This window comes from Streptomyces sp. NPDC090045, from assembly GCF_044747975.1.
Lineage (GTDB): Bacteria > Actinomycetota > Actinomycetes > Streptomycetales > Streptomycetaceae > Streptomyces.
The window spans coordinates 142,158-167,298 of record NZ_JBIVFA010000003.1; the positions used below are offsets into that span (position 1 = coordinate 142,158).

20 protein-coding genes and 1 pseudogene are annotated in these 25,141 nt (G+C 73.1%); 15 read left to right on the forward strand and 6 right to left on the reverse strand.

What is annotated here, in order from left to right; all coding sequences use genetic code 11:
* Positions 1 to 122 precede the first annotated feature (122 nt).
* From ACIPYQ_RS09615 to ACIPYQ_RS09645, 7 genes are all read left to right on the forward strand, one after another.
* Positions 123 to 1,376 carry an Hsp70 family protein gene (locus ACIPYQ_RS09615; RefSeq protein WP_401248052.1) on the forward strand — a complete coding sequence of 418 codons (1,254 nt, stop codon included), beginning with the start codon at positions 123 to 125 and terminating at the stop codon, positions 1,374 to 1,376.
* Between the two features lie 80 nt (positions 1,377 to 1,456).
* The gene (locus ACIPYQ_RS09620; protein ID WP_361759527.1) at positions 1,457 to 2,353 is read left to right on the forward strand and encodes a hypothetical protein; all 897 of its coding nucleotides are present in this window, start codon (positions 1,457 to 1,459) and stop codon (positions 2,351 to 2,353) included.
* Between the two features lie 119 nt (positions 2,354 to 2,472).
* A complete protein-coding gene (locus tag ACIPYQ_RS09625) occupies positions 2,473 to 3,531 on the forward strand; it encodes a hypothetical protein (RefSeq protein ID WP_401248055.1) in 1,059 nt (352 codons plus the stop codon).
* Positions 3,532 to 3,536: 5 nt separating this feature from the next.
* Positions 3,537 to 5,132 (forward strand): hypothetical protein, encoded by a 1,596-nt coding sequence (locus ACIPYQ_RS09630; RefSeq protein WP_401248058.1) that lies wholly within the window; start codon positions 3,537 to 3,539, stop codon positions 5,130 to 5,132.
* Positions 5,129 to 7,078: a dynamin family protein gene (locus ACIPYQ_RS09635; protein WP_401248060.1), complete on the forward strand. Its 1,950-nt coding sequence runs from the start codon at positions 5,129 to 5,131 to the stop codon at positions 7,076 to 7,078. The genes ACIPYQ_RS09630 and ACIPYQ_RS09635 overlap by 4 nt, the downstream gene beginning before the upstream one ends.
* A complete protein-coding gene (locus ACIPYQ_RS09640) occupies positions 7,075 to 7,422 on the forward strand; it encodes a hypothetical protein (protein WP_401248063.1) in 348 nt (115 codons plus the stop codon). The genes ACIPYQ_RS09635 and ACIPYQ_RS09640 overlap by 4 nt, the downstream gene beginning before the upstream one ends.
* Positions 7,419 to 8,969 carry a GTPase gene (locus ACIPYQ_RS09645; RefSeq protein WP_401248066.1) on the forward strand — a complete coding sequence of 517 codons (1,551 nt, stop codon included), beginning with the start codon at positions 7,419 to 7,421 and terminating at the stop codon, positions 8,967 to 8,969. Before ACIPYQ_RS09640 ends, ACIPYQ_RS09645 begins: the two co-directional genes overlap by 4 nt.
* On the opposite strand, the gene ACIPYQ_RS09650 is transcribed toward ACIPYQ_RS09645, so the two are convergent.
* On the reverse strand, positions 8,954 to 9,991 hold the full coding sequence (locus ACIPYQ_RS09650; protein ID WP_401248069.1) for a hypothetical protein: 1,038 nt from the start codon (positions 9,989 to 9,991) through the stop codon (positions 8,954 to 8,956). The genes ACIPYQ_RS09645 and ACIPYQ_RS09650 overlap by 16 nt on opposite strands.
* A 161-nt stretch (positions 9,992 to 10,152) precedes the next feature.
* Positions 10,153 to 10,920, reverse strand: a complete 768-nt coding sequence (locus ACIPYQ_RS09655) for a DeoR/GlpR family DNA-binding transcription regulator (protein ID WP_401248072.1) — start codon at positions 10,918 to 10,920, stop codon at positions 10,153 to 10,155.
* 168 nt (positions 10,921 to 11,088) lie between these two features.
* Here ACIPYQ_RS09655 and ACIPYQ_RS09660 point away from each other — a divergent pair, with 168 nt between their 5' ends.
* The 7 genes from ACIPYQ_RS09660 to ACIPYQ_RS09690 all read left to right on the forward strand — a co-directional run bounded on the left by ACIPYQ_RS09660 (position 11,089) and on the right by ACIPYQ_RS09690 (position 17,376).
* Entirely contained in the window at positions 11,089 to 12,315 is a 1,227-nt protein-coding gene (locus tag ACIPYQ_RS09660) for an MFS transporter (protein ID WP_401248075.1), read from the forward strand.
* A gap of 26 nt (positions 12,316 to 12,341) precedes the next feature.
* Positions 12,342 to 12,962, forward strand: coding sequence for an HAD family hydrolase (locus ACIPYQ_RS09665; RefSeq protein ID WP_401248077.1), 621 nt, complete (start codon positions 12,342 to 12,344; stop codon positions 12,960 to 12,962).
* Between the two features lie 85 nt (positions 12,963 to 13,047).
* A complete protein-coding gene (locus ACIPYQ_RS09670) occupies positions 13,048 to 14,589 on the forward strand; it encodes a monooxygenase (RefSeq protein ID WP_401248080.1) in 1,542 nt (513 codons plus the stop codon).
* Positions 14,590 to 14,613: 24 nt separating this feature from the next.
* Positions 14,614 to 15,318, forward strand: a complete 705-nt coding sequence (locus ACIPYQ_RS09675; RefSeq protein WP_401248083.1) for a TetR/AcrR family transcriptional regulator — start codon at positions 14,614 to 14,616, stop codon at positions 15,316 to 15,318.
* A gap of 70 nt (positions 15,319 to 15,388) precedes the next feature.
* Positions 15,389 to 15,907, forward strand: a complete 519-nt coding sequence (locus ACIPYQ_RS09680; protein WP_401248086.1) for a MarR family winged helix-turn-helix transcriptional regulator — start codon at positions 15,389 to 15,391, stop codon at positions 15,905 to 15,907.
* 105 nt (positions 15,908 to 16,012) lie between these two features.
* Complete coding sequence (locus ACIPYQ_RS09685) at positions 16,013 to 16,513, forward strand: hypothetical protein (protein WP_362243177.1); 501 nt, start codon at positions 16,013 to 16,015, stop codon at positions 16,511 to 16,513.
* An 8-nt stretch (positions 16,514 to 16,521) separates the two neighbouring features.
* Positions 16,522 to 17,376 carry an NmrA family NAD(P)-binding protein gene (locus tag ACIPYQ_RS09690; RefSeq protein ID WP_401248090.1) on the forward strand — a complete coding sequence of 285 codons (855 nt, stop codon included), beginning with the start codon at positions 16,522 to 16,524 and terminating at the stop codon, positions 17,374 to 17,376.
* 474 nt (positions 17,377 to 17,850) lie between these two features.
* Here the strand turns inward: ACIPYQ_RS09690 and ACIPYQ_RS09695 are convergent.
* The 3 genes and pseudogenes from ACIPYQ_RS09695 to ACIPYQ_RS09705 form a co-directional block, all read right to left on the reverse strand.
* A pseudogene (locus tag ACIPYQ_RS09695) lies at positions 17,851 to 18,087 on the reverse strand (hypothetical protein); the annotation flags it as partial.
* A 416-nt stretch (positions 18,088 to 18,503) separates the two neighbouring features.
* Complete coding sequence (locus ACIPYQ_RS09700; protein ID WP_401248093.1) at positions 18,504 to 19,847, reverse strand: hypothetical protein; 1,344 nt, start codon at positions 19,845 to 19,847, stop codon at positions 18,504 to 18,506.
* 145 nt (positions 19,848 to 19,992) lie between these two features.
* A complete protein-coding gene (locus ACIPYQ_RS09705; RefSeq protein WP_401248096.1) occupies positions 19,993 to 21,288 on the reverse strand; it encodes a DUF2254 domain-containing protein in 1,296 nt (431 codons plus the stop codon).
* Positions 21,289 to 21,523: 235 nt separating this feature from the next.
* On the opposite strand from ACIPYQ_RS09705, the gene ACIPYQ_RS09710 reads away from it, so the two are divergent.
* Positions 21,524 to 23,371 (forward strand): glycoside hydrolase family 15 protein, encoded by a 1,848-nt coding sequence (locus tag ACIPYQ_RS09710; RefSeq protein WP_401248099.1) that lies wholly within the window; start codon positions 21,524 to 21,526, stop codon positions 23,369 to 23,371.
* On the opposite strand, the gene ACIPYQ_RS09715 is transcribed toward ACIPYQ_RS09710, so the two are convergent.
* Entirely contained in the window at positions 23,368 to 25,134 is a 1,767-nt protein-coding gene (locus tag ACIPYQ_RS09715; RefSeq protein WP_401248102.1) for a cation:proton antiporter, read from the reverse strand. The genes ACIPYQ_RS09710 and ACIPYQ_RS09715 overlap by 4 nt on opposite strands.
* Positions 25,135 to 25,141: the final 7 nt, after the last annotated feature.

Sequence of the window (25,141 nt, forward strand, 5' to 3'; positions counted from 1 at the left end):
CCGGGCGGGCGCCCGCATTCCCTCACCTGACCGGTTTTCGACGGCGCCCCTCGGCCACGATGGGGCTCCCGGCGCGGGGAGTGCCGGGCCAGGGAGCGGGACGACGTCACCCAGGGGGAGCTGTGGCCAACGGCAGGGGCACCGCCCGCGCGGGGCGAGGGGAGCGGGAGTGGTCGCTCGCCGTCGACTTCGGCACCTGTTTCACCACGGCGGCCACGTTCGGGGACGAGGCCGCCGTGGGTGCCGTCGGACCCCGCTCCCTGGAAATCGAGAACAGCCGCTGCCTGCCGGCCCTGGTCTGCCTGGACGACAGCGGCGCTCTCCTCACCGGCCGGGCGGCGCAGCAGCGCGCGGCGCACCACCCCGACCAGGCCGAACGGGCGCCCAAGCGGGCCCTGGCCCGGCAGTCGGCGGTACTGCTCGGAGGCCGGCCCGTGCCCGCCGCGGAACTGGCCGCCGCGGTCCTGCGCCGCGTCTACACCGAGGCCCGGGCCGCCCACGACGGCCGCCCGCCCGCCCGTACCGTCCTCACCCACCCCGCCCGCTGGGGAACGGCCGAACGCGGCAGGCTCGCCGACGCCGCCGCCCGCGCGGGCATCGCCGACCCCGGATTCCTGCCCGAACCGGTCGCGGCGGCGCTGCACCACGGCCAGGTCCACGCGGTGCCCGAGGGCGGCGCCGTCGCCGTCTACGACCTCGGCGGCGGCACCTTCGACACCGCGGTGCTGCGCCGCACCGCCCGGGGTTTCGACACCGTTGCCATCGGCGGTGACCCCTACCTCGGGGGCGAGGACCTCGACGAGTGCCTGCGCGAGCTCCTCGCCGAACGGGCCGCCGACCGCGACCCCGATCCCTGGCACGCCCTCTGGGAGGACCCCGGGCCGCCCGCCGCCGCCCAGCGGGCCGCGCTCGGGCGGGAGCTGACGGCGGCGCGCGAAGCCCTCTCGCAGACCGGCTCGGTGGACCTCGCCGTGCCCGGCTACCCGCAGCCCTTCCTGATCCGCGCGCACGAGTACAGCGCCGCAGCCGAACCCCTGCTCACCCGCAGCTACGAGCTGTTGGCGGCCACCATCGCGGACGCCGGGCTCGACGCAGCGGACGTGCACGAGATCGTCCTGACCGGCGGAGCCAGCCGCACCCCCCGGGTGTCCGACCTGATCGCCGAGCGGACCGGACGGCTGCCGCTGCTCACCGCCGACCCCAAGTCCGCCGTCGTCCTCGGCGCCCTGGCCGTGCTGCCGCCGACGCGGCCGCCCGGAGCGGCGCAGGCGGAACAGCCGCCGGACGCGGACGGCACGGCGGCCGCGCGCGGGCGCGTCCGGCGCTACCTGAACCCGGACGGCGACCTGGGCTTCCGCTTCACCCCGCAGCCCTGACCCCGCAAGCAGCGCCGGCACCCGCATCCCCGACACCCACGTCCCCGACACCGCATTCCCCACCACGCCGAGGGAGCCCGATGGACATCGTCATGCTGGGCCACAGCGCGGCAGGCAAGACCACTTACGTCTCACTCATGTACGCCGCGATGCGCGACGGCATCCAGGGCTTCAGCCTGCGCACCGACGACGTGCACGTCCACGGCGCGCTGACCGCCGCCGCCGAGTCCGTGCTGCGCGGCCGCTACCCCGGCATGAGCAGCAGGCGCCAGGTCTTCGAGTTCGTCCTGCAGTACCAGGGCCGCGACGTGCTGCCCTTCCGCTGGCGCGACTACCGCGGCGGTGCCCTGACGGAGCGCCAGGCCGACAGTCCGCAGGCCGGGCAGCTCCAGCAGGACCTCGTCGAGGCCCAGGGGATCGTCGTGTTCGTCGACGCCCACCGGCTCCTGACCGACAGCGGGTCCCACCGCTACACGCGCCGGATGACCGTCCTGGTCCAGCGGGCGCTGGAGGCCCGCGGCGACCAGCTCACCCCGCTCGTCCTCGCGTTCACCAAGAGCGACCTGCTCGACCTGGACCGGCCGGGACTGCTGGACCGGCTCGTGGAGCCCTTCGACGCCCTGATCGCCGGAGTGGCCCGGACCCAGCACCTGCGCGGCGCCGTGGCACTGGTGGCCTGCGGCCCCGAACCGGTCAACGTGGCCGTTCCGGTGCTGTGGAGCCTGCACTACGGGATCGTCGGCCGGGGGCTGGCCCTGCACTCCTCCATCGAGGACTCCCTCGCCTCCGCCCGGCGCGCCGCCGCCAACGACACCGCCTGGGACCGGATCTCCAGCTGGTGGAAGGAGGAGGACTCGTGGGCCGAGATCAGCGCCCGCCACGAGCGCGCCGCCCAGACCGAGTACGAGCGCCTGGAACCCCTCTTCGAACCGGCCGAACGCCTCGCCGGCCTGCTGGAGGGCGTCCCCTGCTTCTGAGCCCCGTGCTTCTGAGTCCCGTGCTTTTGAGTCCCGTGCTCCTGAGTCCATGTGCTCCCGAGCCCGTTGCCTTCGAACCCGTGTCCGTCCCGCGCCACCGAAACGGGAGAACTCCACGCATGAGCGACCACCGGATCACCATGACCATGCTGGGCGCCACCGGCTCCGGCAAGACCACCTACCTGCACGGCATGTACGCCACGCTCTCGATGGGCCTGCGCGGCTACTTCATGTACGCCACCGACCCGGACACCGACCTCGACCTCGCCGAGGCCTGGGAGAAGCTCTGCGCGGACGGCAGACTGCCGTCGCCGAGCAACGAGGACCCGACCGACTACGAGTTCGTCCTGCGGCACGGCGTGACCTCGCTGGTCGACTTCGACTGCCAGGACTTCCGCGGCGGGGCGGCCACCGAGCGCGGCGGCGACGGCGCCCCCGCCGACATCGCCACCCTCACCGCACGCCTGGAGCGCTCCGACAGCATCTTCCTCGTCCTGGACGGGCAGCACGTGGGCCGCTGGGTCGCCGACGACACCCCGGCCCACCTCAACCCCGCCGCCGACCCCATGAAGATCGCCCGCTTCTCCCGGGCCATCTCCAACGTCTGCGACCAGCGGCGGCAGCGGGGTGAGCCCTCGCCCTCGATCGTCGTGCTGGTCACCAAGGCCGACCTGCTGGGGACGATCTCCGGACTGCCCGCCCACGAGGCCCTGGAGAAGACCGCGCGCAACCTCTCCCATCTGGTGAAGGTCATCGACTCCGAAGGCGTCACGGCCATGCTCTGCCCCGTGCAGCTCGGCAGCTTCGGCGGCGCCTCGCCCGTCACCGTGGACCCGGCGCTCGTCAACCCGCAGAACCTGCACCACCCCATGATCTTCGCCCTGTTGCACTACCTCGACGAGGGCATCGTCCGCCACGGCGAGGAGCTCGTGCGCTCCATCGAGCGGCAACTCGGCGAACAGGAGCAGGAACTGGCCGGGCTGCGCAGCGGCGGCTGGGTCAAGAGCCTCTTCAGGAAGGGCGAGATCAACCGGAAGGACGCCGAGTTCGCCGAGCGCCGCGAACTGCACGGCGAGGCACAGGCACGGGTCACCGCCGCCCGCGGCCGGGCCGAACAACTGGTCGAGGAGTTGCGGTACATGCCCATCTACCGCTCCGGCAAGCTCCAGATCGGCTGACGGCGATGCCCACCGAACACACCGGAGGCCACGGCGGCCCCGGACCGCGGCCGGGCGCCGGCTGGTCGGCCGTCGTCTACGGCCGTACGTACCGGATCGACCGCTGGTGGCGGGCGCTGCCCGGCGGGGCGACGCCCGGGGGACCGCTCGGACGCACGGTCCTCGCCCTGGTGGCCGGCGGTACGCGGCTCGACGACGCGCCCCGCTTCGTCCTGTACCGGGGCGAGCAGGGCGTCCTGGTCGGCGTCGCCTGCCAGGTGCCGCTGCTGGGCCCCGAGATGGCGCACGACGAGCACGGCAGGCCGCTGTACGGGTTCGTCGGCTGGCACCACCCGGACCGGGCGGCCGCGCACGACCTGCCGGGCCTCGGCGAACTGGAGGCCTCCTTCCCGGTCTGGGCGGGCGACACCTACCGGGCCTGGGCCGCCCCGGTCTGGGACGTAGCCCTGGAAGCGGACGCGGTGACGCTCGTCAGCACCCCGGCGGCGGCCCCCTGGGAGGGGCGCGGCCGGCCGGCCGACCCCGCCGCGGCGCGGCACTGGCCGACGGCCCACCCCGCGGAAGTCCACCTGCTGCCGGCGGCCCAGGCACCCGGCCTGTGGGACGCCGCGCTCGCCGCCGGGCCGATGGCGGTCTGTGTCCTGACCACCGGCTGGCAGCGGTCGCGCGACGCCCGCGAGCCGGGTCTGACGCACGCCTGCTGCGCGGACGTCACCGAGTACCGCCGTACGCCGCGCACGGCCCCTCCGGCCCCGGCTGCGGCCCCGAAGCCGGCCCCGAAGCCGGCCCCGAAGGAGGCCCCGAAGGAGGCCCCGAAGCCGGTGCAGGAGTCGGTGCGGGAGACGGAGCGCCGAACCCGGGGGAAGGCGAGGAAGAGCCTCTGGGAAGAGGCGACCGAGCTGGTGACCGAGGTGACGGAGAAGTGGCGGTCCGTGTGGGATGCGGGCCGCTCCGGCGAGCGGCCGCCGGCCCCGCGCCCGCGGCCCGCGCCGCAGCATCGTAGCTCCCGTCGTCCCGCGGACACCGAGTCGTACCTGACGGGCGGCGCGGCGTACGAGCCGGAGTCGCCCGCCCCGGGACTCCTCGGCCGCACCCAGGAGGTGGACGCCGAACAGGCCTCGTTCGAGGGCTACTTCGACGCGTTCCGCCCTCCCGCCGCCGCCGACGCCGCGGCCTCCGGCCCCGGCGGGGTCGCCCGCCCCGGGGCCGCCTCCGCGGCCGAGAGCTCGGACGCCGGAGCCACCGGCGGCCCGGCAGGCCGCAACGCCCGCACCGGCACGCCTTCCGGCCCCGGCGGCCCGGGTGCCGGCGGTACCGGCAGCCGCGAAGCCGGCACAGAGGACGCCGCCGCCGGCTCCCGTACGGCCTCAGCCCCGGGCGGGGTCGCCCGCCCCGGGGCCGCCTCCGAGGCTGGCGGCACGGACGCCGGCGGCACCGCCGGCCCGGCAGGCCGCGACGCCGGTACCGCCGCGCCGGTCGGGACCGACGGGCGGTCCGGGCACGGCGGTGGCACCCCGCCCGCCGCCACAGCCGAAGCCGACCCCGACCACGATTCCGGCCCCGGCGACCCACGCCGCTCCCACCCAGGAGGGTCCGCATGACCGACATCCGCCACGCCCACCCCCGTGCCGCGGAGGTGCTGCGCCTCGTCGGGGACGCCGCCGTCCTCCTCGACCGCGCCGCCCGCTCCGACGCCGCGGACGGCCCCCGCGGCTCGGCCCCCGACGGCGCGCCCGTCTCCCCGGAGCCGGCCGCCGCCGTCCGCGCCGAGGCGGCCCGCATCCGGTCCGGCGCCGCCTCCCTCGTCGTCGTCGGCGAGAAGAAGCGCGGCAAGAGCTCGCTGATCAACGCCCTGATCGGGTACCGGGACCTGCTGCCCGTGGAGGTCGACGTCGCCACCGGCGTGCACCTCGTCGTCCGGCACGCCGACCGGCCCACCGCCGTCGCGTACCTGACCGGCGGCTCCGCCCCGCTCACCGTCGATCCGGCCGACATCGCCGAGTACGCCGCCGTCGACCCCGTCACCCAGACCGCCCGCCGTGACGACGTCCACCACGTCGAAGTCGGGGTCCCCGCACCCCTGCTCGCCTCCGGGCTGACCCTCGTGGACACCCCCGGCGTCGGCGGGCTCGTCGCCGGCCACGCCCGGATCACCATGGCGACCCTCTCCCAGGCCGACGCGCTGGTCTTCGTCGTCAACGGTTCCAGCGAACTGACCGCCTCCGAACTCCGCTTCCTGGAACAGGCCACCGAACGCATCGCCGAGGTGGTCTTCGTCCTGACCCAGACCGACAAGTACCGCGAGTGGCCCGCCGTACTGGAACGCAACCGCGCACTCCTCGCCGAACACGCCCCCCGCTACGCCGCCGCTCCCTGGTTCCCCGTCAGCAGCCGGGCCAAGGAGGACGCGGACGCCGCGGTCGCCGCCGGTGACCGGGAGACCGCCGCGCGCCGCATGGAGGCCAGCGGCTTCGGCCCGCTCACCGAGGCGCTGTCCGGCCGGATCGCCGAGGAGGCCGCCGGACTTCGGCTCGCCAACGCCCTCCACGTCACGCTCTCCGTGCTCGCCCCGCTCGCCGCCGTACAGGAACGCCGGCTGCGCTCCCTCGCCCAGGACCCCACCCTCCAGGACGAGGTACGCGGCCACCGGGACGCCCTGCGCGCCCTCCAGCGCTCCGACGCCGCCTGGCGCGGCAACCTCCGGCAGGCGGCCCGGGAGCTCGAACGCAGGCTCCGCGTCGGCTTCCAGCGCAACGTCAACGACCTGCGCCAGCTCGCCGAGGAGAAGATCGCCGCGTCCTCGGGCCCCGACCTCGCCGCCGAACTGCCCCGGGACCTGGAGGCCGGCGTCGAGGCCATCTGGATGGACCTGGACAACGCCACCCGGGAGGGCGTCGCCCGGCTCGTCGCCCTCATGGAGCACCAGTGCCGGCTGGACGCCGGTCCGGCCGTCGCCGAACTCGCCCTCGCCCGCCCCGAACGGCTGGACGCGCTCCCCACCCTGGTCAGCACCGGCCACGACAACAGCGGCGCCCTCGCCCTCGTCGAGCGGGTCATGCCCGCCTGGGGCGCGGGCGGTCTCGCGGCCACCGTGACGGCGCTGGCCACCGGCGGCGTCCTGCTGCCGCTCGCCGCCGGGTTCGGCATGATCGCGCTGCTCTCCAACCGCCGCAAGCGCCGTACCGACCTCGGCCGGGTACGCGGCGACGCGATGCGGTACGCCCACCGCATGGTGGCCGAACTGACCACCGAGATCCCCCCGGAGATCACCCGCACCGTCGACGACGTCAGCGAACGCATCACGGCCCGCATCACCGACCAGGTCTCCGCCCAGCGCGCCCTCCTGGAAGGCGAACTGGAAGAACTCCAGCGCAACCTCGCGGCCGGCCGGGAACAGCTCGCCAAGGAACGCGACCGCGCCCGGCGCCGCTCGGCCGCCCTGGGCGAGCTGATCACCCGGGGCCGTGAACTGGCCTCCGCCATCGGCCACCCGGCAGCCGGCGCGGCCGCCGAAGCCGTCCCGGAGCCGAAGCCGGAGACCGCATGACGACCGGCCCCGCAGCCCGGGGCGCGCCCCCCGAGGCCCGGGCCGCGACCGCCCCTGGTCCCGTCGTGGCGGGACCGGGGGGTGAGGTGCGCGGGCGCTTCGCCGCCGGGCCCGCCCACCGCCACCCTCCTGGCGTCGACGTCGGCCGCATCCGTACCGCCCGCCGCGCCCGCGGCCTCCGGGCCGGTGGTCCCGTGACGGGCCGCCCCGGCGGCCCGGCCGCGGTGTTCGCGGTCGCGCCGCGCCGGGCCGCAGTCCCGTACCTGCCGCCCGGCGAGGCGTGGATCGCGGCCGTATCCGGGGCACTTGCGCTGCAGGTCGTTTTCGGGCGGGTGGTTGCGTGACGGCCCGTCCCGGGGCGCCCGCGGGCGAGCTGTGCGGGCGTGTCGACGCGTTGTGCCGGGCCGCGGCCCCGTGTCTGCCGCCCGGCGGGCCGGTCGCCGCCGTGCTGGCCGCCGTACGGCTGCGCCTGGCCGAACCCGGTCTGCGCATCGCCGTCGGCGGCCGGATGAACGCGGGGAAGTCGACGCTCGTCAACGCCCTGCTCGGCCGCCGCCTGGCCGCCACCGGGGCCACCGAATGCACCACGCTGGTCGCCTGGTTCCGCGGCGGCGTGCAGAACCGCCTGGAGGTACGCCGCACCGACGGCCGCCGCTACCACGTGCCCGGCCGCCCCGGCGGCGGCATCCCCCGTGACGTGACCCTGCTCGGCTCGACGCGCGAGGAGATCGAGGAGATCGTCGTCGAGACCGCCGGAGGCCAGGACCCGCACCGTCCGTGGACACTGGTGGACACCCCCGGCATGGACACCCTCAGCGGACTCGACGGCATCGCGCTGCGCGCGCTCGCCGCCGCCGACGCACTGCTGTACGTCATGCCGCACCCCGGCGCCGGGGACGCGGAGGCGCTGGAGGCGTTGCGCCGCCAGGCCCACGACCGGATGACGGCCCTCAACGTCGTCGGCGTCCTCAGCCGCATCGACGAACTCGGCGACGGCACGGGCGATCCCTGGCCCCGCGCCCGCCGCGTCGCCGCCACCTACACCGCCCGGCTGACCGGCCTCGTGTCCGCGGTCGTGCCCGTGGCGGGACTGCTGGCGCAGACGGCGCTGGGCGAGGAGTTCACCGAGGCCGACGCCGCCCTGCTGGCGCGGCTCGCGACCGCGCCGCGCGAGGACCTGGGCCGGGCCCTGTACTCGCCGCAGGAGTTCCTGCGCTGGCCGGACGGCCCCCTCGACGCGACCGGCCGGTCCCGGGTGCTGGACCTGCTGGGCTGCTACGGCATCAGCGCCGCCGTGGAGGCCGTACCCACACTGCCCGGTACCGGCGCCCGGCCCCTGCTGGCGGCGCTGCGGGCGGCCTCGGGCATCGACGCGCTCGTGGACGAGATCCGGCACCGCTTCGTGGCGGCCGCCGACCGGTTGCGGGCCGCCGCCGCCCTCGGCCTGCTCGATGAGGCCGCGCGCACCGCGCTCGGCGGCGACGCCCCGGACCCGTCGGCCCGCCGGGCCCTCGACGACCTGCGGGCCGGCGTCGCCGCCCTGCGCCGCCACCCGTTGCTGCGCCAGACCGAACTGGTCCCGGCGCTGGCGGACTTGGCCGCCGGACGGCTCCGTCTGTCCGGGCCGGACACCGAGGCACTGCTCCGTCTGGCCACCAGCACCACGACGGCCGCCTGCCTCGGCCTGCCGGAACCGGCCCCCGGTACGCCGGCAGCGGCATCCGCGCTCACGGCCCGTACGGCAGCCGAGGAGGCGGTCCGGTGGCGACAGCTGGAATCGGGACCGTCACGGGTCCTGCAGCGCCACGCCCGTACGGCCCGCGAGCTGTGCGAGGAGCTCTACTTCAGGGCCGCCGCCCCCCTGATCCCCGATCCTCACCACCGGTCATGACCGTGGTCGTCGTCCCAGTCCGCCACGGAATGCGGGTCGGGCTCGTGGCCGTTCTCGCCGTGCACGTAGTCCGAGACCGAGGTGTAGCCCGTCCCGTCGGCAGACTCGATCACCTCGCTCTCGGTGAGGTGGCCCTCGTCCCAGGTCTGCTCACCCTCGTGGCCGTCATGGCCCATGTCCGCCAACTCCTCGCCGATCCGGTGGACGTGCTCCTCGTGGAGGTCCTGCTGGTCGTGCGGGCCGTCATGGCCGTCATGGCCGTCATGTCCGTGCTGGTCCGTGGAGTGCCCCTCGGGGTCACCCTGGTGCTGTGCCCTGACCAGGATGTACGTTCCGGACACGCCGAGGGCGGCGCCGCCCGCCCGTACGCCCCGGCCGCGCCGCGCCGGAAGCGTGCCCGGCGGGGGAACCGCCACCCCGAGCGGAGCCGTACGGCCCCGGGGCAGCACACTGATCCACGCGTCGGAGGAGAACCGCTTCTCCGGAATGTCCACCCGCACCGGACGGAACGCCGAGCCGGTCAGACCGCCCGCACCGGTCGCGAAGGTGTCCGCGTACAGGTCGGCCGACACGATCAGCGCCATGTCACTGCCCGCCGACTCCGCGAGCGCCGTACGCAGTTCCGCGGAGTCCAGCAGCCGTGACGCCAGCTCCACCGACCAGGCGACGAAGCCCAGCGGCGCCCGCTGCACCGACCCCTGCGCGAGCGCGGCGCGCAGCCGGATCTGCTCGTCGGCCGCCGCCCGGGCGTTGAGCACGGGCAGCATGTCCCGCAGCCCCTGCACCAGACCGGGCACGGCCTTCGCCTCGTCCACCCCGGCGGGCAGCAGGAGCAGTTGACCGTCGCCGCGGTCCTGCCGCTCGCACCCCTGCCGGCGCACTCCGCCCCGCTCGCAGGCGTAGTCCAGCGCGTGGGCGACCCCGTCCTGCACCCGCATCTGGGCCACATGGCTGCGCCCGCTGTACTTCTCCACGTCCACGATCAGACACAGTCGGCGCTGCCTGCCGCCCTGTGCTCCCATCCCGCGGCCCGCCATCGGCAACCCCCCCGCTTCGAGCGTCCGGCACGTCCAGGCTAGCGCCGGACCACGGCCCCGCGGAGCCCTTTCGCCACTCGGCGGTGAGCCGCCCGCCGGATGCGCGCCGTACCGGAAGGCTTCCTTCACCGGCTCGGCCGCCGAGTTCAGTCCTCCGCCGGATGGACCACCTCGACGCCCTGGTCGCGGAGGGCTTCGACCGCGGGGGAGTCCGCCGGGGCGTCCGTGACGACGAGGGCGATCTCCTCCATGGAGCAGATGCGGCCCAGGGCCGCACGGCCGATCTTGTCGGCGGTCGCGACGAGGATCACGCGCTGGGCCGAAGCCACCGCTGCCCGCTTCACCTGCACGTCTTCGAGGTTGTAGGCGGTGGCGCCCTGGACGGGGTCGACCCCGCAGCAGCCCAGGACGAACGTGTCGAAGCACAGGTCCTTGAAGGTCTGCACGGGTGCGTGGCCGTAGAAGGACAGCTCCTCGGGCCGCACCTGCCCGCCGGGCATCACCAGGTGGATGCCGGGGTTCGCGGACAGGGCGAAGGCCGCGTGCAGTGAGAGGGGTGCGACGGTGAACTGACGGTCCGACATGGCCTTCGCGACGGCGACGGCCGTCGTGCCCGTGTCCAGCGCGACGGTCTCGCCGTCGGTGAGCAGGGCGACGACGGCGCGCGCGAGCCGTTCCTTGGCCGGTGTTCCGGACATGGCCCGGATCGCGTAGGGGGGCTCGACGCCGCCGGGCAGGCTGCTCACGGCACCACCGCGCACCCGGCGCAGTGCTCCCCGGGACTCCAGTACTTCCAGGTCCCGGCGGATGGTCATCTCGGACGCCCCGGTGGCCCGGGCCAGCTCGGCCACCGTTGCGCGGTTCTGCTGCATCAGCAGTCCCACGACGAACTTGTGCCTCTCCATCACGTTCATGTGTCTGCTTTTAGCACAGATGGGGCAGCGGGGAGCCTGACGAGCGTTCCGCACATTCATTCTGTTGAAATGAACATCAAGTGTGTGTAGTTTGTTCGAAGCAGTGTGCACTTCTGGCTGCGGTGAACGCCGATCGTGTTCATTCGGCCGTGACCGATGAGGAGAGCCGTGACCACCACCCGTGAGGCCGATCTGCCGGAAGGGGGGAAGCCGCTTCTCACCACCGTCGCGATCGTGGCCTCGTGCCTGGCCTTCGCGGTGATCGGCGCCCTCCAGGCGCTCTACGGTCCGGCGATCCCGGCCCTGCGGGACGAGTACGGCATCAGTCCGGCCGTGGCCGGGCTGAGCCTCAGCGCGCACTTCGTCGGCGCCCTCCTCGGCGTGCTGATCTACCACCTCCTGCGGGGCCGCCTGAACAACCGGGTGCTGCTCGGCGGCTCCTACGTGCTCATGGCCGCCGGTGCGGCCGTCTTCGCCTTCTCCCCGAGCTGGGCCCTCGCCCTCGCCGGCACGTTCGTCATCGGCCTGGGTTTCGGCGGCATCGACTACGGCCTCAACCGGCTCTTCGCCATCGGGTTCGGCCACCGCAGCACCGCCATGCTCAACCTGCTCAACGGGCACTTCGGCATCGGCGCGATCGCCGGCCCCGCCCTGATCGGCTGGCTCGGGGCGGACTGCTACCCGGAGATCTTCGTCGGCACCGGCGTGATCAGCCTGCTGATCCTCGTCACCCTCGGCGGGGTGGCCGCCCGGGAGCCCGTCCCCGCCCCCGCGGGGGACGGCCTCCCGGGCGGAACCCGGGTGCTTCCGATCATCGGGGTGTTCATCGGGATCTATGTCCTGCACGTCGCCGTCGAGACCGGCGTCGGCGGCTGGGAGCCCACCCACCTCGAAGCCGTCGGGTACGGAGCCGCCACCGCCGCGACCGCGACCTCCGCCTACTGGGCCGCCATGACCATCGGCCGGTTCGTCGCCGTGCCGATCAGCCTGCGCTGGTCCGCGCCGTCGATCCTCCTCGTCTGCTGCGCCGGCATGGCCGGCTTCCTCCTCCTGGCGGCGGTCCCGGCCCTCGCCCCGTACGCGTACTTCGGCGTCGGCCTGATGATCGCGCCGATCTTCCCGACCTGTCTGCCCTGGCTGAACCGTGCCGTGCCCGGCGTGGCCGGCGCCGGCGCCTATGTGATCGCCGCCTCGATGATCGGCGGGGTGGCGTTCCCGCCCCTGCTGGGCGCCGTCATCGGCGCGGTGGAGGTGCGGGCGGTGCCGCTGCTGCTGTTCCTGCTCGCCGTCATCTGCGGAGTGCTGAGCCTGTGGCTGCGCCGCAACGCCCCCGACCCCGGCGGCGTGCCCGGCCCGCGCGAGCCCGCGCGTACGGACTCCGTCCCCACACCCTGAACCCGTAGAAGGTGAGGAACCGAAGGATGAAAGCCGTCCTCTTCGACCTGTTCGGTGTCATCGCGCGTGTCCAGTCGCCCGAGTCCATGGCCGTCCTGGAACGCACGGCCGGCGGCGACCCCGACCGCTTCTGGTCGGCGTACTGGGCGCAGCGGCCCCCCTATGACCGTGGCGAGGTCAGGGGGTCCGGCTACTGGCGAGCGGTCTGCGCGCACTTGGGCATCCCGTGCAACCGGCGGCTGACCGACGCGCTGACCGCCGCCGACCTCGCCGGCTGGAGCGAGATCGACCAGCGCGCCGTGGACCTGCTCGGCCTCCTCGCCGACCGGGGGATCGTGCTCGGCCTCCTGTCCAACATTCCCGAGGACCTGGCCGTCCTGTACGAGACGACCCAGCCGTGGCTGGAGAGGTTCGCGGTCCGCGGGCTGTCCTGCCGGATCGGCAGCGCCAAGCCCGACCCCGCCGCCTACGAGTGGTGCATCCGCGAGCTCGGACTGCCGCCCGAGGAGATCCTGTTCGTCGACGACCGGGCCGAGAACGTGCAGGCCGCATGCCGACTGGGCCTCCAGGGCCACGTGTTCACCTCGCCGGAAGGGCTGCGGGAGGCGCTGGAGGGGGCGTTGCCGCGGACTCCGGGCCGGAGTTGACGCGGCGCGCGCTCGGCCACCTATAGTGAACGCTGTTCACGTGAACATCGTTCACTAAATGTGGGATTCCCGAGAGGACACCCCCATGACCACTGACGTGATCGTCGTCGGGGCCGGACCGACCGGCCTGATGCTCGCCTGCGAGCTGGCTCTCGCCGGCGTCGCCACCCGCATCGTGGAGCGCCGCGACCGTGCGCAGCCCGATTCGCGGGCCCTGACCCTGCATCCGCGCAGCATCGAGCTGCTCGATCTGCGCGGGATCGCGCCGCGGTTCCTCGCCCTCGGCAGGCCGGTGCCCGGCTGGCACTTCGCCGGCCTGAACACCCGGCTGGACTTCAGCGCGCTCGACAGCCGGCACCCCTACACGCTGTTCCTGGCCCAGGCGCGCACGGAGGCCCTGCTGGAGGAGCGGGCCCGTGAGCTGGGGGTCGACATCCTGCGCGGGCACACGGTCGCCGGCGTACGCCAGGACGCCACCGGCGTCGAGGTCGACGTGCGCGGCCCGGGCGGCGAGGCCACGATGACGGCGGCGTACGTCGTCGGGTGCGACGGCGCGCGCAGTACCGTCCGTACGGCGGCCGGAATCGAGTTCCCCGGCACCGACGAGACCGTGACCGGAATCCTCGGCGACTTCGCAACCGTCGACACCGACGATCCGGCCCTGCGCCGGGCCCAAGCGCACGGAGTGCTCGTCGCCCCGCTCGAGGACGGGGTCACCCGCCTGGTCCTCATCGATCCGGCCCGGATGCGGGTCCCGTCCCGCGAGCCCGTGACCCTGGAGGAATTCCGGGCCTCACTGACCGGGCTCTGCGGTTCCGACTGCGGCATCGGCGGGCCTCGCTGGATGTCCCGCTTCGGCAACGCCACCCGGCTCGCCGCGCGTTACCGCTCGGGCCGGGTCCTGCTGGCCGGCGACGCCGCCCACGTCCACTTCCCCGCCGGCGGACAGGGCCTCAACGCCGGACTCCAGGACGCCGTGAACCTGGGGTGGAAACTGGCCGCCGCCGTCCAAGGCTGGGCGCCACCCGGACTGCTCGACACCTACGACGCCGAGCGCCGGCCCGTCGGCCGGGCCGTCACCGAGAACACCGAGATCCAGACCCTGCTGGCCGAACTGCCCCTGGTCGAGCCGTACGCGGGCCCCGCCCGCGCCCTGCGCGCACTCCTCGACGAACTCCTGGCCGTGCGGGACGTCAACCGCCTTCTCGCCGGCCGCGTCTCCGCCCTCCACACGGCCTACCCGGCGCCCGCCGGTCCGGACACCGGTCCCGACATCGATGCCCTGGCCGGCCGGCGCATGCCGGACATCGCGCTGACGGCCGACGGTTCGCCCGCCACGCGCGTCTACGAGCTCCTCCACGACGGCCGCTTCGTCCTCCTGGACCTCATGCCGTCCGACGCCGAGCCCGCCACCGTCCCGGCCGCATGGGCGGAGCGCGTCCACGCCGTCGCCGTGACCTCCCAGGGCGGCCACCCCGAACTGGCCGGCGTCACCGAGGTGTTGATACGGCCCGACGGTCACATCGCCTGGGCGGGCCGCAGCACCGACCCGCAACAGCGCCGGTCCCGGCGAATCCGGGCACTCGCCGCCTGGGCCGGGGTCGACCGGCCCCGCACGAGTGCGTGAACGTCGTTCACTACAGTGGGCGGCATGAGCACTCCGCCCACCCCCACCGGATCCCCGGCAACAGGCCCGGGCACGTCCGCCCGCACCGGACGCGGCCGGCCGCCGCGTCTCGACCGGGCCCGGACGATCGAGACCGCCCTCGTGCTGCTCGGCGAGGGCGGTCTCGACGCGCTGACCATGCGGCGACTGGCCGATGCGATGGGGGTTCAGGCCGGGGCGCTCTACCGGTACTTCGCGACCAAGGAAGACCTGCTGACCGCGATGGCGGAGCGCATGACGGCGGACGCGTGCGCGCCGGCGCGGGCCGGTGCCGGAGCGGACTGGAGCGCACGCCTCCCGGACCTCGCAAGGTCCCTGCGGCTGGCACTGCTCGCCCACCGCGACGGCGCGCGGGTCTTCGCCGGCACCCACTCCACGGGGCCGAACACCCTCGGCTTCGCCGATGCCGGGATCGGCACCCTGCGGGATGCCGGATTCGACGGACCCGCCGCGGTGCGGGCACTCATGGCCGTCGTGAACTTCACGGTCGGGCACACCCTGGAGGAACAGGCCGCGCTGCATCCCGACGGCCCCGGCCCGGCGGACCCGGAGCGTTTGCGCGATGCGGTGACGGCGGGAGACTACCCGCACCTCACGGCCACTCTGCCGACGCTGACCGGTTCGGATTTCGCCGCCCACTTCGAATTCGGCCTCAAGGTGCTCGTGGCGGGCCTGAGAACGCTGCGCTAGGCAGGAAGTTCCGAGCGGTGAGACAGCGCGGCCCCTTGCCGGCAAGGTGGTTAGCTGCCATATTACTGGCATGACGAGGAACGGGGCCGACAGCGAGCTGCCCACCCTGGAGCAGGCGCGGTGGCAGGTCGAGCACTACGGCCTGGAGGCCGATCCGCAGGCGGTACTGGTCGCGGTGCGGCTCATCTCCGCCGGCGCGAGGGTGGGGCGGGCGGCCGAGGCGCACTTCGCCAGGTTCGGCCTGTCTACGGGCCGCTACCGCCTGCTCGCCGACCTCGAATCCCACGGCGGGGAGAAGTCGCCTTCGCGTCTTGCGGCCGACCTCGACGTCTCCAGGGCCACGGTGACCGGCCTGCTGGACGGCCTCGAGCGCGAGGGCCTGATCGCCCGGCGCCCGTCCGCGGAGGACGGCCGGGGCACGGTGGCCATCCTCACGGCGCGTGGTGCCCAGCGCCTGCGCGACCTGGCGCCCGAGCACTTCGGGCGGCTGGAGGCGATGGTGGGCGGACTCTCCGTCGAGGAGCGCACGGTGTTCCTCGATCTGCTCGCCCGTGTGGTGCGCGGCAGTGCGGCCTTGGCCGCCGACTGATCCGACGCTCGGCCGTTCCGGCCCCGCCCTCCGGGCAGGGCCTTTTTCACGCACACATAGTTAGCCAGCTAATTACATGCTCATGCGCACGAGAAAGAGGCCGGCATGCCCGCAATGAAGGAAAGAACCGGCCGAAGCCGGGGGACCCCCCGGCCCTTCGTCCTGTGGCGCGAGGTGCTGACCGCCTACGCCGCCCCCGCCCTGATGGCCGGCACCGCTGGAGTCGCCACCGGGCAGCGGGACCTGGCCGTGGCCGCCTGCACCTCCATCGCCGGCACCTCCGCCCTGGTGGCGTTCCTGGTGGGCGCCTGGCTGCGGCGCGGCGGGCGGCCCCGGCGGTGGACCCTCGCCCTGCCGAGGGCCGCCGTCACCGGCGTACTCCTCGTCGCCGCCACCGGCGCGGCGGCCCTGCTGGGCTGGTTCGCCGCCCAGTGGCTGCCCGCCCACACCCTCGTACCCGCGACCGCCCGGCTGGAGCGCCTGCGCATCGACCTGCCCGTCTCCGCGGCCCTCGCCACCACCATCGTCACCCTGCGCTGGCGAAACGCCGCCACGCCACCACGGACCTCCGCCGCTCAACCCACCAGGAAGCAGGACACCCGATGATCGTCGTCATGGGAGCGACCGGAGCAACCGGAAACGCCCTCCTCCACAGCCTCCTCGCACGCGGCGTACCCGTCCGAGCCCTGACCCGCACCCCGCACCAGCCCATCCCCGGCGTCGCAGGCGCCCACCGTCCGGGCCTGGAGGTCCGGTACGCCGACGCCGCGGATCCCCACTCGCTGCGCACCGCCTTCGAAGGCGCGCGTCAGCTCTTCCTCGCCATGGCCAACGGCCCCGCACAGGTCGAACTCGAAACCCGCGCCATCGACATCGCCGCCGACGGCGGCGTCGAACACATCGTCAAGATCTCCGCACCCGCCGCCGAACCCGACTCCCCGGTCGCCGTCTCCCGCGGACACCATGCGGTGGAGGAACACCTGCGCAGGGTCGGGATGAAGCACACCATCCTGTACCCCTACGCGTTCATGCAGAACCTCCTGCGCCTGGCGCCGGCCGTCGCCCAGGGCGCCCTCCTCGGCGCGATGGGGGAGGCACCCTGCAACTACGTCGACTGCCGCGACATCGGCGATGTCGCCGCCGCCGCGCTCACCAGGCCCGACATCGCCGGCGGCACCTACACCCTCACCGGCCCGGAAGCCGTCTCCCATCCCGAACTCGCCCGACGGCTCGGCATGGTGACCGGCCATCGGATCCGCTACGTGAACCTCACGCCGGGCGAGCTGCGCGACCACCTCATCCACCGGGCCCACATGCCCGACTGGCTCGCCGACCACGTGACGGAGATCCAGCAACTCGCCGTCGCCCGGCCCGAGATCCCCACTGGCACGGTCTCCCGGATCCTCGGCCGGCCGCCCCGTACCCTCGACGCGTTCCTCCACGAACACCGCGACCACTTCCGCCGGTAGACCAACGGCCGGCCCGAACGGCTCGATGATCACGTGCCGTTGTGGAGGTGAGGCTGCCATGGCGGGGACGGCGTGCCCCGTGCCCCGCCATGGCTTCAGTGGTCCCGAACCGGCCCTGGTCGCTCAGCCCACGCGTTCGATGCGGGCCCGTCGGATCAGGTTCTTGCCGGGCTCGCGCACCTTTTCGAAGGCCGAGTTGTTGAGGAGGACGCAGCTGCCCGACGGGCCGTTCACGGTGACCGTCGTGGCCTGGCCGTTGTCGAGGTTGGTCACCTTCAGCTTCGTCCCCACCGGGAAGGTCCCGCTGGTCGCGGCCGGGGCGCCGGCCTCGCCCGACAGCGTGACCGTCGACCCCGGGCACACCACCTCCCCGGTGGCCGGCGGCGCCTGCCCGCCGGCCGTTGCGGAGGGACCCGTCGCACCGGACGGAGCCTTCGCTCCGGGCTGACCCGTCGCACCGGCCGGCGCGCCGCCGCCCACGCGTTCGATGCGGGCCCGTCGGATCAGGTTCTTGCCGGGCTCGCGCACCTTTTCGAAGGCCGAGTTGTTGAGCAGGACGCAGCTGCCCGACGGGCCGTTCACGGTGACCGTCGTGGCCTGGCCGTTGTCGAGGTTGGTCACCTTCAGCTTCGTCCCCACCGGGAAGGTCCCGCTGGTCGCGGCCGGGGCACCCGCCTCGCCCGACAGCGTGACCGTCGACCCCGGGCACACGACGTCGGGAACGGAGGCGTTTCCGGTCGCCACCGTGGCGATGACCCCTCCGGTCACCAGGGTTCCCGTGGTGACAGAGAGCACGAGCTTCTTCGCAAAACTCATAGTCCGTTTCCGGGACATTGACACTCCTCAAATCCGATGGACGCTGTCCCCCGCGTCCTGCATACGCCCGTCGTCACAGGCGAGTTCATTCCTTGTCGCGCCGTTACAAATCCGGCCGTGAGGAGGTTTCGCATGCCGCGCGGCCGGGCCGCGGTGGCTTCGGCGCTCAGGCGAAATGTTCAAAGACACAGGTGGAAGCCCCGCTGCTCACGATGATCGACGCGAGCGGCGCTCGCGTCGATCACCATGAGCAGCGGGGCGAGGAGAGGACCACAGGCTGCCTTAAGGCTCAGTTGATGCGCCCTTAATACTCAACCGGCCGTCCCGCCACGGTGTGCCGCGTCGCCGGTACGGTCCTCCGCGAGGAAGTCCGCCAGCGCCATCGCGAACAGGAACACGAGCGCGATGCCGACGATGACCCAGCCGGTCGGGTAGTTCCACAGAATGAAGGCCAGCACGGCCGCGGCGACCAGGATCCAGGTGATCCAGCCGCGGTGGCGGTGGACGAACGGGCCCACCGGGCCGGTGCGCAGGCCCGCGCGGTCCGCCGTGGAGCGGACGGCGTCGATGCCCGAGTGCCACACCTGCCGCACGAGCGTGGCCCAGCGGCCCGGGCCGGTCAGCCACGCGGCCAGCGCGATCACCACGCCGAGTGTCACGGCCATGCGCACCGTCGTACGGAGGTAGTGCGTCATCGCGTCGTAGACGCTTCCGGCGGCGGGCTGCGAGACGGTGTCCGGCAGCGCGTTCAGGTACACGACGCGGAAGACGGTCAGAGCGACGCCCAGCATGAGCGTGGCGAAGGCGAAGGCGAGTGCGGCCGTCACGAGAACGCGGCGACGGTGGCGGGAGAGGAGCACGCCGGCGGCGATCAGCAGCACCGAGAGCACCGGAAGCCAGGTGCCGGCGATCTGCAGGAGGCGGAAGTAGGTCTTGACCTTGCCGATGTTGTCCGCCTGGAGCACGGTGAAGTCGGTGTGCACTTCGGGGATCTTCGCGGCCACCGTCATTCCCTCGTCGACGAGGCGCTGTTTGACCTGATCGACGACCGGACCCAGGTCGACGGTCACCGAGTCGTTCTTGATCTTCACCGCGCCCCCGCCGCTGCCCGTGAGGGCCTTCTCCACCGCGGTGTGGATACGACGGTTGGCCTCGGTCCAGATCCGCTCGAAGGTGTCGGAGGCGATGATGTCCTCGGCCTTGTCGTGGACGAAGCTGCGGACGGCGCTCTCGAGCGAGTTGCCGAGCTTGCCGAGCGCCTTCTCCAGGAGCGGCCGGTCGGACGGCGCCACACCTTCCAGCAGGGCCGGGAGGTCGATGTGTTCCATCACCGCGTTGGTGACCCGGTTGGCCGCCGCCGCCTGGATGTCCGGGTCGGACGCGAGCGGGGCGACCGTCGATACGTAGCGGTCCGTGTCGCCGACCTCGCTCGACGCCCACGCCGCGACGGCCGCGAGCGGGGCCAGCACACAGCCGATGATGATGAGCAGGGCGGCGAAGAACGACTTCCACCGGTGGTGGGGCTCCCCGGCCTTCCTGTCGGCCTCCAGCGCCGCCACCCTCGTCCGCAGGTGCTCGAGTTCCGAGCGCTCTGCGTCCGTGCCGGGCTTGCGTGGGGGCTCCCCGCCGGGGGCGGTGGCACCTTCGTCCGTCATGACGCGTCCTCTCCTGCCCGTGGGGGTTCACCCTTCAGCGGACAGCACGGAGCGGGCGGCCGCGATCCTTGCGCGTCCAAACGAGTGAGCGGGCGGACGGGCGGACGGACCGGAGGAGTGGAGGACTGGAGGACGAGCGGGCGACTCACCAGGAGGATTCGCTCCGGGGCGGCCGTCCACCGCCGATGCCCTGCCGGTCGGCCGTCTGCGCGCCGGCGCGGCGGGCGGGGTCGGTGAACTCCCGCTGGACTGATGCCTCCAGGAGGGCGAGCTCCGCGCCCACCGCCGGCAGACGCTCGGCCGGCAGGGTTTCGAGGAGGTCCTCCAGCAGCGCCCGCAGCCGCCTGCACACCTGGAGGGAGGTGGCCCCGTACTCACGGATTTCCGTGACGCCGAGCTGCAGGTAGTTCTCCCAGCCGCGGCCCTGCATCACCAGCCGGGGCCGGCCCTCGCCGTCGGCGAGCACGTACCGGCCGCGGAGCCGGGCCCGGCCGACCACGTGCAGGAACGTGTCGATGTGGTTGAGCACCTGCACGGCGGTCGTGGGGTCGTTCACGGCGGGGGAGAGGGCGCGGATGGCGATGTCGACCAGGATGCGCAGGGCGAAGGCGGGATCCTGCTCGATGGTGCGCTCGGTTCCGAGGGCGACGAGCCCGGTCACCCGACGAGGATCGGGCGCCCTCGCGGAGCCGTGGACCTCGACGAGGGTCGTGCCGGGCGGTACGTAGTCGCCGACCTGGTGGGCCAGGACGAGGACGCAGTCGTGGCGGACGGCGGTGGCGATCAGCCCCGCCGCGTCGAACGCCTGGATGACTCCGCCCCGTTCGGACCGGACGAGGGCCGACGGACCGGCAGACGGCAGCGGAGCCTCGTCGGCTGCCGAGGAACGGTGGATGTGTTCCGTCGCGCTGACGAGCACCTTCTGCCCCAAGCGCCCCACCAGGTCGGCGATGGCCACGGGCCGGAGGTTGTGGGTGAACCGGTTGAGATAGATCAGCAGGAGCATGAGGCTGACGGAGACGGCCACTCCGGACAGGGTCACCCCCAGGTCGGGGACGGCGTTCGACTCGATCTTGCGCAGGAGGGAGAAGGCGTACGCGAACGTTCCGGTGAACGTGGCCAGCACGGCCTTCTGCAGCCGGTCGCGGTACCACAGGCGCATGTAGCGCGGGGACAGCGTTCCCGTTGCCTGCTGGACGACGAGCACGCCGATGGTCACGACGAACCCCAGCAGCGCCACCATGGATCCGACGACGGAACTGAGCACACTGCTCGCCGTCGTCGCCGAGTACTCCCAGGTGCCCGGCAGCCAGCCGGCTCCCTCCACGCCGGCGGCCCATTCGGCCACCACCGCCCCCAGGACCAGCCCGATCAGAGGGATGATCCACAGGCTCGCCTTGGCGTACTGCCGCAACCGGAAGCGCGCCGCCCACGACATCATCGCCCGCTCCCGTGCTGTCCGTACCGGAGGCCTCTGCGGGTCGATTCCGGAGGCGGCGCAAGGTTCGACAGCACGGGCAGCCTCCGGACTTGGCGGTGCGATGCAGCCTGAAACATCCCGTTCGTGACTTCCATGCTAAGGGCGATTCCCCGCGTACGCAGGGGCGGCCGGCTCGCCGGGCTCGCCGCGAATTCCGCGCTTAACCTGACGGGGTGGCGTCGAAAGGGGCTCCCCCATGGCTGACTACCCGCTGATCGAGAACCACGGCCTGATCGGTGATCTCCAGACCGCGGCACTGGTGACCACGGAAGGAACGATCGACTGGTTCTGCTGCCCGCGCTTCGATTCGCCCAGCGTGTTCGGAGCCCTTCTCGACTGGGAGAAGGGCGGGCACTTCACGGTCAGGCCGACGGACGAGACGTACACCACGAAGCAGTTGTACCTGCCGGACACCGCGATCCTCGTGACGCGGTTCATGACCGAGGCCGGTGCCGGCGAGGTGGTCGACTTCATGCCGGTGACCGGAACGACGGCCACGGACCGCCACTGCCTGGTCCGCATGCTCCGGTGCGTCCGCGGCAGCATGACGTTCCGGATCGACATCGCCCCACGGTTCGACTACGGCCGCAAGCCCCACACCCTGCGCGTCACCGAGAACGGGGCGGTGTTCGCCTCGGAGGACCTGGAACTCACCCTCAGTGTGGTGCGGGAGCCGGAGGACGAGCGGGTGGTGCACACCGTCACCGGCGAACACGACCTGCGCGTCACGCTCCCGCTGGAGGCCGGACAACAGCGGGGCCTGGTCATGGAGTCGGCCGCGGAGGGGCCGCCGCGCGAGATCCGTGTCGCCGAGTTCCAGGAACTCTTCGACGACACCCGGCAGTACTGGCGGTCGTGGCTCCACCAGTCCCGGTACACGGGCCGGTGGCGCGAGATGGTCGAGCGCTCCGCCATCACGCTGAAGCTGATGACGTACGCACCCAGCGGAGCCCTGGTGGCGGCCCCCACGGCAGGTCTGCCGGAGCAGCTGGGCGGCGAGCGCAACTGGGACTACCGGTTCACCTGGATCCGTGACGCCTCCTTCTCCGTGTACGCCCTGCTGGGACTGGGGTTCACCGACGAGGCGAGGGCGTTCATCGGCTGGCTGGGCGACCGGGTGAAGGAGAAGGCCGGCAGCGACACCGACACGGGACCGCTGAACATCATGTACCGGGTGGACGGCTCCTCCGACCTCTACGAGGAGACCCTGGACCACTGGGAGGGCTACCAGGCGTCCGCCCCGGTGCGCATCGGCAACGGCGCGGCGACCCAGCTGCAGCTGGACATCTACGGCGAGGCGCTCGACAGCATCTCCTTCGCCCACCAGCACGGCATCCACCTGGACATCCACGGCTGGACATCGCTGCGCACCCTGCTGGACTGGCTCGTGGACCACTGGGACCAGGCCGGCGAGGGGCTGTGGGAGACCCGCGGCGGGCGCAAGCACTTCACCTACGGACGGGTGATGTCATGGGTCGCGTTCGACCGCGCGCTGCGGCTGGCGGTGGCCCACGGCCGGCCGGCCGAGAGCGGCCGCTGGGCCGCCGAGCGCGATCACATCTACGAGCAGATCCTGGCCAAGGGCTGGGACCCGGGCCGAAGGGCCTTCGTCCAGCACTACGGCAGCGATGTGCTCGACTCCTCGCTGCTGCGGATGCCGACGGTCGGGTTCATCACCCCCGACGACCCGATGTGGACGTCCACCCTGGACGCGATGGACCGGGAGCTGGTCACCGACAGCCTGGTCTACCGCTACAACCCCGAGGCTTCGCCCGACGGTCTGCGCGGCTCCGAGGGCACCTTCTCCCTGTGCACCTTCATGTACGTCGACGCCCTGGCGCGGGCCGGGCGGGCCGATCAGGCCAGGCTCGTGCTCGAAAAGATGATGACGTACGCCAACCACCTGGGCCTGTACTCCGAGGAGATCGCCCTGACGGGTCGCCAGCTCGGCAACTTTCCCCAGGCCTTCACCCATCTCGCGCTCATCGACGCGGCCATCACGCTTGACGAGACCCTGAACCGCCTGGGGCAGGGCGCCCGTTAGGCCGGCGGCACGGGGCCGAGCAGTACGACGAGGTCGCCCTCGCGCGGGGTGACGGCCTGCGTTTCGTCGACCGGGTCCAGCCGGCCGTCGGCGCTGACCACGAACAGCGTTTGGTGTCCCGGCGGGACCGGGTCGGAGGCGGGCTGCACCAGGAACCGGGCGCCCTGTTCGTAGCGTTCCGCCAGGACGTGCCTGACGAGCGAGCCGCCGAAGAGGATGGCGCCGCCCGTGTAGGGCGCGACGACACCGTGGCTCTCGTGGGGCGGCCCCACCCGGTAGACGGGGCCCTCGACGTTGTCCTGGACGACCACCGAGGCGAGCGCGTTGAAGTCGTCGTCATCGGTGAGCAGGAAGACGGCGTTGACCCCCTCCAGACGTGCCCGGGGGTTGGTGGCCGTCGCCAGCAGGTCTCCTCTGGCCAGTTTGATTCCGGCGTCCTTGATCCGTTCGCGTTCCTCGCCCATTCCCGCCCACATCTGTACGTCGAGCCCCGCCGACCGCAGGGCTCTGCCCAGCGCGATCGCCCACGGGGCCCCGCCCACGAGCAGGGGCCGGGTGAGGTTCGGCCGGGCGACGCCGAGCCGCCGGGCCACGGGGCCCGCGGTCAGGGCGTACAGCACGACCGTCGAGACGATCACGAGGAAGGTGCTGGGAAGGATCTTGGAGGCGCCGCGCAGTCCCAGCTGGACGAGGCTCGCGGAGAAGGCCGCGGCGGTGGAGGCCGCGACGATGCCGCGCGGGGCCATCCAGCCCGCGAACGCCCGTTCCCCCAGGGTCATGTCCTTGCCCATGGTGGCGACGAAGGCCACGAGCGGCCGTACCACGAGGACCAGGAGCGCGACGAGGGCGAGGGTGGGAAGGAGCACGGGGGTCAGCGAGGCCGGGGTGACGCTGGCCGAGATGGAGATGAACAGCAGCCCGATGATCAGCTGGACCAGGGTCTCGAAGAAGGGCCGGCGTGCGGGCATGTCGAAGCCCCGGATGTTGGCCGCGGCCATGCCGATGACGATCGCGGCGATGAGGCCGGTGTCGTCGCGGACGATGTCGCAGCCCGCCGACACGGCGATCACCGTGGCCAGTTGCGCCAGGGTGCCGAGCGTCTCGCCGAGCCGGAGCACGCGCAGGGTCAGCCACAGCAGCGCGACCCCCACGGCGCCGCCGGCGAGGCCGACGGCCATGCTGATGAGGAACTGGCCGATCTGGTAGCCGCGGCCGATGTCGATCTGGTGCGTCGTGTCGATGGCGTGGAAGACGAGCGCTCCGAGGATGGCGCCGATCGGGTCGGTCAGCGTCCCTTCCCAGATCAGCAGGCGCCGCACCTTGTCGGTCGGCCGCACGTACTGGAGCAGGGGCCCCACGACCGTGGGCCCCGACACGACGAGGATCATGCCCACCATCGCGGCCACCCTCAGCGACATGCCGAACAGGGCCGGGCCGACGGCGCAGACGGCCAGGAAGGTGAAGGCCACGCCGAAGAGGAGCAGCCTGCCCACGATCCCGCGGGTCTGTCCGGTGAGGTTGCGCAGGTCGAGGCCGAGTCCGGCGTCGTAGAGGATCACCGCCACGGACAGGGACACCAGGGCGGAGAAGGGCTCCCCGACCAGCTGGTCCGGGTGCACGACGTCGGTCAGGGCGCCCGCGGCGAACCCGGCCGGCAGCAGCAGGATCAGCGCGGGTACGCGCAGCTTGCCGGCGAGGATCTGGCAGGCGGCGGCCAGAGCCACCACCAGGGCCATGCCGAGGAGGATGTCGTCCTCGCTCACAGCGGTC

What these genes read in the sequence shown, in the direction of transcription:
- ACIPYQ_RS09665 (WP_401248077.1), top strand. Translation starts at nt 12,342, where the DNA reads ATGAAAGCCGTCCTCTTCGACCTGTTCGGTGTCATCGCGCGTGTCCAG.
- ACIPYQ_RS09635 (WP_401248060.1), top strand. Translation starts at nt 5,129, where the DNA reads ATGACCGACATCCGCCACGCCCACCCCCGTGCCGCGGAGGTGCTGCGC.
- ACIPYQ_RS09650 (WP_401248069.1), bottom strand. Translation starts at nt 9,991, where the DNA reads ATGGGAGCACAGGGCGGCAGGCAGCGCCGACTGTGTCTGATCGTGGAC.
- ACIPYQ_RS09640 (WP_401248063.1), top strand. Translation starts at nt 7,075, where the DNA reads ATGACGACCGGCCCCGCAGCCCGGGGCGCGCCCCCCGAGGCCCGGGCC.
- ACIPYQ_RS09675 (WP_401248083.1), top strand. Translation starts at nt 14,614, where the DNA reads ATGAGCACTCCGCCCACCCCCACCGGATCCCCGGCAACAGGCCCGGGC.
- ACIPYQ_RS09625 (WP_401248055.1), top strand. Translation starts at nt 2,473, where the DNA reads ATGAGCGACCACCGGATCACCATGACCATGCTGGGCGCCACCGGCTCC.
- ACIPYQ_RS09685 (WP_362243177.1), top strand. Translation starts at nt 16,013, where the DNA reads ATGCCCGCAATGAAGGAAAGAACCGGCCGAAGCCGGGGGACCCCCCGG.
- ACIPYQ_RS09705 (WP_401248096.1), bottom strand. Translation starts at nt 21,288, where the DNA reads ATGATGTCGTGGGCGGCGCGCTTCCGGTTGCGGCAGTACGCCAAGGCG.
- ACIPYQ_RS09655 (WP_401248072.1), bottom strand. Translation starts at nt 10,920, where the DNA reads ATGAACGTGATGGAGAGGCACAAGTTCGTCGTGGGACTGCTGATGCAG.
- ACIPYQ_RS09620 (WP_361759527.1), top strand. Translation starts at nt 1,457, where the DNA reads ATGGACATCGTCATGCTGGGCCACAGCGCGGCAGGCAAGACCACTTAC.
- ACIPYQ_RS09680 (WP_401248086.1), top strand. Translation starts at nt 15,389, where the DNA reads ATGACGAGGAACGGGGCCGACAGCGAGCTGCCCACCCTGGAGCAGGCG.
- ACIPYQ_RS09710 (WP_401248099.1), top strand. Translation starts at nt 21,524, where the DNA reads ATGGCTGACTACCCGCTGATCGAGAACCACGGCCTGATCGGTGATCTC.
- ACIPYQ_RS09630 (WP_401248058.1), top strand. Translation starts at nt 3,537, where the DNA reads ATGCCCACCGAACACACCGGAGGCCACGGCGGCCCCGGACCGCGGCCG.
- ACIPYQ_RS09690 (WP_401248090.1), top strand. Translation starts at nt 16,522, where the DNA reads ATGGGAGCGACCGGAGCAACCGGAAACGCCCTCCTCCACAGCCTCCTC.
- ACIPYQ_RS09670 (WP_401248080.1), top strand. Translation starts at nt 13,048, where the DNA reads ATGACCACTGACGTGATCGTCGTCGGGGCCGGACCGACCGGCCTGATG.
- ACIPYQ_RS09700 (WP_401248093.1), bottom strand. Translation starts at nt 19,847, where the DNA reads ATGACGGACGAAGGTGCCACCGCCCCCGGCGGGGAGCCCCCACGCAAG.